Below are 8,180 nucleotides of genomic sequence, written 5' to 3' on the forward strand. Positions count from 1 at the left end.
AAGGCATGGAAAAAGACCTTCCCAAGATATTGTGTGTCGACGATGAGACCCGGAACCTCATGCTGCTCCAGGCCATGCTCCTGCCGTGGGGTTACGAGGTGCTCACCGCCGAGAACGGGGCCGAAGCCCTCCGGATCGTCGACCGGGAGCGCGTGGACCTCATCCTCCTGGACATCATGATGCCCGTCCTGAGCGGTTACCACGTCTGCCGCAAGATCAAGGACGACGTGGCGACCCGCAACATCCCCGTCATCATGCTCACTTCGCTGAGCTCGAGGGAAGACCGCATCAAGGGGATCGAGGCGGGGGCCGACGACTTTCTCACCAAGCCCTTCGACCGGGAGGAGATCAGCGCCCGCATCCGGATGCTCCTCAAGATGCGGGGCCTCAACGACCGGCTGAACCACGCCTACCTCCTGGCCAACCAGATCTCCGACTACGGGGAGTCGCTCTTCACCGCCTTCAATCCCCTGGAGTTCGATTTCCTCACCAACCTCGACCGGATGGTGGACCTCATCCTCGGCCGGAACAAGCCGCAACGGGCCCGGCCCCGCACGGTCATCGTGGGCATGCGGGAAACCGAGGGCGGCTGGCGGTGGCACCAGTACACCGGGAGCGCCCCGTACCCGGGGCGGTCGGCCCTCGACCTGCAGATCCAGTACACCCTCCCCCTGCCGGGCGAGGGGCAGACCGAAATGGTCCGCCTCAACCCCGGCGAGACAGTGAACGGGTTGTCGCCCGCCCTCGAGAGCATCCGGTCCCTGGGGGTCCCCGCGGTGAGCGCCGTCGCCTGCCTCCGCCGCGACCTCTGCCTGCTCGCCCTCGACTACAGCAGCGAGACGAGCCCCTACGAGGCCTCCATCCTCCGGCAGCTCGTCACCATGGTGCTCTTCCTCCGCTCCCTCTCGGACCGCCTGCGGGAGATCCAGATCGCCGAGGGCCGGTATCGGAAACTCACGGACCAGCTCCCCGTCGGCGTTTACCGCACGAGCCCCGACGGGCGGATCCTCGATGCCAACCCGGCGGCCGCCACGATTTTCGGCTACCGGAGCGTCGAGGAGTTCATGCGCGAGTGCCAGGCGCAGTCCGTGTTCGAGTCCCCCGAGGAGCGGGTCCGCCTCATCGAGGAGTGGAAGCGCAGCCCGGGGACCCAGAGCAAGGTCTTCCGCTTCCGCAAGTCCGACGGCTCGCAGATCTGGGTCCGGGACACCGGTCAGGCCTTCCTCGACGAGAACGGGGAGGTGGAGTACCTCGAGGGCATCCTCGAGGACGTCTCGGAGCGTTACCGGCTCGACATGGAGCTGCGCGAGAGCGAGGAGCGCTTCCGCACCCTTTTCGAGTGCGTCGAGGAGGGGATCGGCGTCGTCGATCTCGACGAGCGCTTCCAGTTCGCCAACCCGGCGGCCCACGAGATCTTCGACGTCCCGCCCGGCACCCTCGTCGGCCGCAACCTCACGGAGTTCATCGACGAAGCGGACCGCGGCACCCTCGAGGCGGAGACCCGGGCCCGGGCCTCCGGGTCCAAGTCCACGTACGAACTGGGCATCCGGCGCCACTCCGGGGAGAAACGGACCCTCCTGGTGACCGCGTCGCCCCGGCGGGACCCCGAGGGGAGGGTCTGCGCCACCTTCGGCGTCTTCCGGGACATCACGCGCCGCAAGCAGATGGAAACGGCCCTCCAGAGCGCCAAGGAGGAACTGGAAGCCAAGGTCCAGGAGCGGACCGAGGAACTCCGGCGCCTGGTGGAGCAACTGAAAGCCGAGGTGACCGTCCGCCGCCGGGTGGAGGAGGAGCTGATCCACTCCAACGAGAAGCTGAAAGAGCTGGACCGGGCCAAGACCGATTTTCTCTCCTTCGTCGCCCACGAACTCCGGACCCCGCTGACTTCCATCATGGGCTTCGCCAAGATCCTCCGGAAGAAGTGCGAATCCCTCGTGCCCCAGATCAACGCGATGATGGACGACCGGAACCGCTCGACCCTGGAGCAGATGAAATCGAACCTCCGGATCATCCTGGGCGAGGGGGAACGCCTGACCTCCCTCATCAACAACGTTCTGGACATCTCGCGCCTGGAGGCCGGGAAGATGGAGTGGCGGATGGCCCCCATCCAGGTCTCGAACATCGTCACCCGGGCGGTGGAAGCCACGGCCTCCCTCATCGAGGAGAAGGGGTTGGCGATGCACGTGGAGATCGAGTCCGGGGACCTGGAGATCTTCGTGGCCGGGGAGCGGCTGATCCAGGTGATGATCAACCTGATCTCCAACGCCGTCAAGTTCACCCCGGTCGGCTTCGTGCGTTGCGCCGTGCGGGTCGTGGGGACGGACGTCCTGTTCATCGTCCAGGACACGGGCATCGGCATCCCCGCCCGCGACCGGGAGCGTGTCTTCGACAAGTTCCACCAGGTGGGCGACACCCTCTCGGGCAAAATGCAGGGGACCGGGCTCGGGCTCTCCATCTCCCGGCAGATCGTGGAGCATCACGGGGGAAGAATCTGGGTCGAGAGCCGGGAGGACGAGGGGAGCACCTTCTTCTTCACCGTCCCGATCCGCCGGGACGACGGGGCGACCGACCCGGTAACGGGCGACGATGAACCCTGACCCCCGTCCGGGGCTCTATCTGACGGGGGGGGTCCAGGAAGGGACATGGAACTGAAATCCGGGGACACCTTCGGCGGGTACCGCATCGTCCGCAGCCTGGGGGCGGGCGCCTTCGCCGACGTCTACCTCGCCGCGGACCCGTCCTCCGGCGGGCGGGAGATCGCCCTGAAGATCATCCGGGAGGACTGCGGCGAGGCCATGGAGGAGCGCGGCGCCTCCCTCCTCCAGACGGTGGACCACCCGAACATCGTAAAAGTGCACTTCGTCGGCCGGATCGAGGGCTGCCTGGCCGTGGTCATGGAGTACGTCCCGGGGAAAACCCTCCGGCAGGTGCTCCACCGGAGCCGGGTCCTGCCGGAGGAGCGGGCGCTGGCCATCGCCGCCCAGATCGCGGAGGCCGTCGACTACCTCCACAGCCTCCGGATCGGCGGGAAGCAGGGCGTGGCGCACCTCGACCTGAAGCCGTCGAACATCCTCCTCGACCCGGACGACCACACCCGGATCACCGACTTCAGCACGGCCCGCCTCGGCGTCTCCGGGGCGACCACCACGGGCTGCGGCTCGCCGGCCTACATGGCCCCCGAGCAGTTCCAGGGCCACCCGGTCCTGGCGTCCGACCTCTGGGCCATCGGCGTCATTCTCTTTGAAATGGTCCAGGGACGGTCCTTCTTCCGGGGCAAATCGGTGGAGGAGTACCGCGCCCTGGCCACCGGGGACCCCGCGCGCTGGTCCGACCGCGTCGCGACGCTGCCGTCCCGGAGCCGCGCCGCGGTGCAGCGCTGCATCGTCAAGGAGCCTTCGGAGCGCTGTTCCGCCCGGGAACTCACCGCCATGCTCCGGGACTTCCTCGCCGACGGCGAAACGGGCGTCTGCCCCGAGTGCGGCGCCGTGCTTCCCGAGGACGGATTCTGCCCGGAGTGCACCGGCAAGGCCTCGGCCAGCCTCCGCGCCCGGCCGCTGGAGCGCCTCGACGACCTCTCCGCGCCCGGGGCCCCGGGCCCCTTCCCCGCGTGTCCCGCCGCCCTGGCCCACGAGATCCTCGACGGGCAGGGAGCGACGGGCGACATCCCCGACTGGGCGTCCCGTTCCATCGCCACGCACCCCGTGGGCCCGCCCACACCCGGCAGGTCGGCCGCCCTGACCGCCACCCCGGGGCCTGCCGCGACACCCCCCCGCCACCGGGGACGGGTCTCCCGGCTGGCGGGTTTCCTGGTGCTGTTCCTGGTGATGGGCGGCGTGGCCTTCAGCCTGTGGTTTTTACTCAACTCGCCCTCGGGCCTGGTGGGTAAACCGACACCCGCGGCATCCCCCGAAGCGCCGGGCCCCGGGGAGACGGCGCCGGGGGCCGTCGGCGAGGCCGGCCGGGGTCTCTCGGCCCCCGCGACGGTCACCCCGGCGCCCCTGCCCGCGCCTGAAACCCGGGGGGGGAGGCGTCCGGATGAAGCCGCCGCACCGGCCCCGGAGCTTCCCCCGGCCTCCCCTCCGGGGCCGCCCCCCCGACCCGCCCCCGGGAAGGTCGAATCGCCCCCGCCGGCCGCCGCGGAACGGGACAGGCCGCCGGCCATCTCCCCCCTCCCCAAGCCGCCGACACTCCCGCTCCCGAGGCCCCCGTCGCCCTCCACCGAGGAGTGCCGGTCCCGACTGAACCGGATCAAGGCCCTGGAATCAACCACCACCGGGACCTACGACGACCGGATCCGCCAGCTCGAGGCGTACCTCGCCGACTGCGGCCGTCTCGCCGGCCGCGCCGACGCCGAGATGATGCTGCGGGTGTGGAAGTGGGAGAAGAACGCCTTCCAGAAGGCCGAGGACATCGACACGGGAAGCGGCACCCGGATCTGCGAAGCGGTGGACGCCTGGCGCACTTTCATCCAGACGGCGCGGACCCCGTTCCGGAAACCCTACGCCGAGGAGCGGCTCCGGCACTGGTCGAACCGGCTGGCGCGCTTCACCGGAACGGTGGAAATCCGGGTCGTCTCGGCCTCCAACCTTCCGCTCCGCGACACCGTGGCCGGCAACCCCGCCTCCCCGGACCCTTATTTCGTGGTCCTGCGCGACGATATCGCCGTCTACCGCTCGCGAACCCTCCTCAAGAACAACGCCCCCGTCTGGGACGAGGGGGCGCGCATCCAGATCACGCCCCAGAGCCGGATCACCCTGGAGGTCTGGGACCAGGACCCCCTCGACGACGACCGCCTTCTCCGCTTCAAGATCTTCCCCCTGCCCGAGGACGGCCCCTACTCCGCCCGCACCGCCGGCGCCACGGTGAACCTGATCATCGAGCGGGAACGATAGGGAGGCTGAGGCTGCTCAGGCGCTCTAAAGGAAAATCGTTGCCAAGCGGTGTTTCCCATCACCGTGAACCGACCCGGCGCCGTCTCCGGTTCACGGTCTCCCGACCAGGGCCTCCAGAGGGCTGTCTCCTCCTCCAGCATCCTGAATTCTGAATTTCGTGGCCTCCGGTCACCCGGTGGTCCGCGTCGGGACGACGCGTACGAACTACGGGGCAGGAGGCCTTTCAACCCCGGCCCCACTCCTCCCGGACACGGCAGAGCCCCAAAACGTTGAACGCGACGGAACACCCCGTCATCGCGGCCCCGAGCCCCACACAGAAGCCGTCCCAGAAGGGCGGCAGACCTTCCCGCAAGGGCCAGGGGGAGCAGAGCGCCAACCCGGCCACCACGAGCGGGACCCCCACGCTGAAAAACTGCCGGGACGTCCACTCCCGGTACCGCTCCCAACACAACATGGGTGACCTCCTTGCGGGCGACATCATCCGAAGCGTGCCGGCTCGGGGTGTGTCACCCGCCCGACCGACGCAGGGTTTTACGTTTCGCGTTCCCGAAGGGTTTCGACATCCCGGGGCAGGCAGATGGCCGCCCGGGCATCCGTGGAGGGGACGAGCGGCCGGGAGGTTTCCGCCCACGGAGTATGAGGAGTACCAAAGTTGGGAAAAACGGTTCTCATTTCACTTACCCCTCCTCCCCGACGACCGTTGTTTCCTGGCCACACAACGTCCCTTCTCCTCGTGAACGTTCTGCGCGGGAACGGCCGCGAAAGGGTTGGTATCGACGAACACCCGCTTCATTTCCGGAAAGAAACCACGGATGAACACGGATGGATGGGAGAGTGAACTACGAACCACGCGAGCGAAGAATTCAGAACACGCGGCGACCGAGTGAAGACGAGCTTTCACGCCCACTGGCCGCATCCCCGGCGACCCGATTTTCTTTGCGAGCTTTGCGCCTTTGCGAGATAATGATCTGGATCGGCTCTCGCCAAGGCGCCAAGCTCGCAAAGGAAGACCGCAGCCACGAAAGCGTCTAAAAAACTTTTGATTGCGAGACCAACTGCGATACCGATAGCGATACCGATACCGATTCCGATACCGATGCGATCGGCCTCGGCGTGAGAGGGGATCAGAAGAGCCCCGTGATGTTGCCGTCAGGGTCCACGTCGATCTTCTCGAAGGACGACGTTTTGGGCAGGCCGGGCATCCGCATGATCTCGCCGGTGATGGGCACCAGGAAGCCGGCGCCCGAGGAGAGGACCACCTCCCGCACCGTGACGAGGAAGTCCTTGGGCCGCCCCAGAAGCTCGGGGTTGTCCGACAGCGAATTCTGGGTCTTGGCGATGCAGACGGGGAGCTTGTCGTGGCCCAGCCGCTTGATGGTCTTGAGGTTCGCCTTCGCCTTGGGGAGGTAGTCCACCGCGGCGGCGCCGTAGATCTCCCGGGCGATGGTCAGGACCTTCTCCTCCACCGGCAGGGCCCAGTCGTAGAGGGGCTGGTACGGCCGCATGCAGCCGGGCCGGCACGGGAAGGAGGTCAGCTTCTCGGCCAGCTCGACACCCCCCTTGCCGCCCTGACCCCAGAAGTCCACCACCGAGCACTCCACGGCGGCCTCCCGGCAGATCGCGCGGATGGCCTCCAGTTCCTCCGGGGTGTCGGAGTGGAAGCGGTTGACGGCCACCACGGGGTTGACCTTGAACTTGTGCATGTTCTCCACGTGCTTCTCCAGGTTGCCCCGGCCCCGCAGGACGGCGTCGGGGTCCGCCTTGCCCAGTTCGCTCTTCGGGACGCCGCCGTGCATCTTGAGGGCGCGCACCGTGGCCACGAGCACCACCGAGCAGGGGTGGAAACCGCCGTAGGGGCAGACGATGTCGAAGAACTTCTCGGCGCCCAGGTCGAAGCCGAAGCCCGCTTCCGTCACCACGAAGTCGGCGGTCTTCAGGGCCAGCTTCGTGGCCAGGATGCTGTTGGCGCCCTGGGCGATGTTGGCGAAGGGCCCGCCGTGGACGAAGGCCGGCACGTGCTCGATCGTCTGGACGAGGTTTGGCAGGAGGGCGTCCTTGAGCAGGGCGGTCACCGCCCCCTGGACGTTCAGGTCGCGGGCCAGCACCGCCTCCCCCTCGGGGGTGTAGCCGAGGGTGATGCGCCCCACTTTCTCCTTCAGCTCGGCGTAGCTGGTGGAGAGGCACAGGATGGCCATGATCTCCGACGAGGCCGTGATGTCGAAGCCCGTCTCCCGGGGCACGCTGTTGAGCTTGCCGCCCAGGCCGATGACGATGTCTCGAAGGGCCCGGTCGTTCATGTCCAGGCAGCGCCGCCAGGAGAGGGTGCGGGCGTCGATGCGGCGGGCGTTGTCGAAGTGGAGCTGGTTGTCCAGGGCCGCGGCGATGAGGTTGTGGGCCGTGGTCACCGCGTGGAAGTCGCCGGTGAAGTGAAGGTTGATGTCCTCCATGGGGAGGACCTGGGAGTAGCCGCCCCCGGCGGCGCCGCCCTTGACGCCGAATACCGGACCGAGGGAAGGCTCCCGGACGGCCACCGCGGTCTTTTTCCCGATGTGCTGCAGGGCCTGGGAGAGCCCGATGCTCACCGTGGTCTTCCCCTCCCCCGCCGGGGTGGGGGTGATGGCGCTCACCAGGATCAGGCGGCCCCTGCAGCCGTCGGAATCCAGCAGGCGCCGGATGGCGCTCATCTTCACCTTGGCCTTGTGGTCGCCGTAAGGGACCAGGTCCCCGGGCGCGAGCCCCAGCTTGGCGCCGATGTCGGCGATGGGGTCCAGGCGGGCCGAACGGGCGATGTCGATGTCGGTCAGGCTCGTGCTCATGTCGTTCTCCTTTTCCTTCGATTCATGGGGTCGCGGCGGGGAGGTTGTCAGGCTGAAGGTGGATAGGCTGAAGGCTGTTAGGCTGAAGGCTGTTAGACTGAAGGCTGTTAGACTGAAGGTCGGAGCCCGAGGCCTTAGCGTTGCCGGTCCTTTGCCGGTCCGCCGCCGGTTCGCCGCCTGTGCGCCGCAGGTCTGCGACCGGTCCGCGGCCGGTTCGCCGCCGGTGCGCTGCCGGTTGCGATTGCGACTCCGATCCCGATTCTGATCCCGAAACTCACCCCAAGAAATCACCTCAAACCTTCAGCCTAACAGCCTTCAGCCTATCAACCTTCAGCCTATCAGCCTTGATGCCCTCGCAAAAAATCAGGCGGCGCTGAGGATGGGCGGGGGCGAATTTCGGGCCGGGTGAAAACGGAAATCGGTTCGGCCCCGGATTTTCCCGGACGGCCTTCCAAAAAACGAGAAGAGCATT

5 protein-coding genes are annotated in these 8,180 nt (G+C 67.6%); 2 read left to right on the forward strand and 3 right to left on the reverse strand.

The genetic code is table 11. The annotated features are described in order from the left end of the window. The first annotated feature begins 5 nt into the window (after positions 1-5). Positions 6-2,597, forward strand: coding sequence for a PAS domain S-box protein (locus tag KA419_16375; GenBank protein MBP7867509.1), 2,592 nt, complete (start codon positions 6-8; stop codon positions 2,595-2,597). A gap of 45 nt (positions 2,598-2,642) precedes the next feature. Beyond that, positions 2,643-4,892, forward strand: a complete 2,250-nt coding sequence (locus KA419_16380; protein MBP7867510.1) for a protein kinase — start codon at positions 2,643-2,645, stop codon at positions 4,890-4,892. Positions 4,893-5,115: 223 nt separating this feature from the next. Here KA419_16380 and KA419_16385 read toward each other — a convergent pair whose 3' ends face one another. From KA419_16385 to KA419_16395, 3 genes are all read right to left on the reverse strand, one after another. Continuing rightward, a complete protein-coding gene (locus KA419_16385; GenBank protein ID MBP7867511.1) occupies positions 5,116-5,346 on the reverse strand; it encodes a hypothetical protein in 231 nt (76 codons plus the stop codon). 670 nt (positions 5,347-6,016) lie between these two features. Next, entirely contained in the window at positions 6,017-7,708 is a 1,692-nt protein-coding gene (locus KA419_16390) for a formate--tetrahydrofolate ligase (protein ID MBP7867512.1), read from the reverse strand. A gap of 292 nt (positions 7,709-8,000) precedes the next feature. Next, the coding region (locus tag KA419_16395; GenBank protein MBP7867513.1) for a hypothetical protein at positions 8,001-8,180 on the reverse strand (180 nt) is incomplete at its 5' end.

It is taken from the genome of Acidobacteriota bacterium, assembly GCA_018001935.1.
GTDB lineage: Bacteria > Acidobacteriota > JAAYUB01 > JAAYUB01 > JAAYUB01 > JAGNHB01.